Origin of the sequence: Helicobacter kayseriensis, assembly GCF_021300655.1 — a bacterium.
GTDB classification, from domain to species: Bacteria; Campylobacterota; Campylobacteria; order Campylobacterales; family Helicobacteraceae; genus Helicobacter_G; species Helicobacter_G kayseriensis.
The window spans coordinates 1-1456 of sequence record NZ_JAJTNB010000031.1; the positions used below are offsets into that span (position 1 = coordinate 1).

General features: G+C 34.3%; 1 pseudogene. It reads left to right on the forward strand.

The window, feature by feature from the left end:
- Positions 1-190: 190 nt before the first annotated feature.
- A pseudogene (locus tag LW137_RS07070) lies at positions 191-1456 on the forward strand (hypothetical protein); the annotation flags it as partial.

Here is a 1456-nt window from a genome sequence, read left to right on the forward strand (position 1 = left end):
CTTCATTAGATTCATTTATTTGTTAATAAAAATTGAAAATATTTAGTAATTAAGCATCAATAAAGATAAAAAAGATTATTTTTATTTGAATTTCGTTAAAAATATAATATTCTATGATTTCAGAATCTTTTTAATAAAAATTCTTGAAATACAACATGCATTAAAAACAACAAGGAGACATCTCAAAATGATGAAAAAGGCTATTTATGCTCAAAAAAAGGCAAAACACGCAGGATCTATGAAAAAATTCTATGAGAGAAAACCCTTAATCGCAACTTCCTTAACTTTGATGCTAAGTGCGGGAGTTATGTATGGGAATGAATTAGAAAACCTTCCTCAAATTGATAAACAAGTTTTTTCTGAAGGAATTGAGACAATTACGATTTCTGGAGAATCAAAGACGATTGATTTGTCAAATCAAACTCCCAAAAAAGCAAATATCCAAAGCGATATCAATGGAGGAAGTCTAACTATTAAGAATGGAACTTTGGAGGGAAATATCGGGGGACAAGTACTGGAAAGCCCTAGTACAAAAGGACTCACAGTTACCTTTGAAAATGCGATCATGAAGGGGAACATCCAAACTGGAAGGGGACAGAACAGTAGCGATGGAAACGACTTCCAGAGAAAGGATGTAATCTTTAAAGGCAAAAACAATAGTGATATTGTTTTAGAAGGAGATATTATCAGTTATGGAAGTGGTTACGGTAACTCCCTTGATAGGAATAGAGGCAATCATGTCGTTTTTGAAACAGGATCAATGAAGGGGAATATCTATGCCAAAAGAGATGGTTATCAAAGAGTTGGATACAATGAAGTAACCTTCAAAGGAGAAGGTGCTAAACTTGAGGGAAATGTCGGAGCTTTTGGAGGTTCATCTAAGGGCAATGTAAGTTCAACCAATCGTGTAGTTTTTGAACAATCAGGAAGCATTCAAGGAAAAATTTCTGCAGATGGTTTTCTTCAGTATCAAACCTTTTTCCTAGGAAAAAATGAAATCATCTTTAAAGGAAATGGAACAAATACGATTGAAAAAGCATCAAGCCAAACAAGTGATTTAGATGTCATTGTTGCATATACCGGAATCAATGAAATCCTTTTTGATAATCATGGCACTAATATTATTAAGGGTAATATAGTTGCTACAGATGAATGGGGCAATTATTATTCTTGGAATGGACGTGAGTCGGTCAATACAATTACTTTCAATGGGACAGGGCCTAATACCATCGAAGGAGATGTTCTTGCTAAAAAATCCAAGTATGAAGGAAATTATAGTCATAAAAACACCATCACCTTCAATGGCGGAACTCTCAATACAATCAAAGGAAAAATCTCAACAGATAACAATACTGATGACAAATACAGCGGGCAAAACACTCTTACGCTCAATAATGCCACTTTGACAATCGAAAACCCTGTCGAGACAAACAAGGTAGAGATTACAAATGAGAGC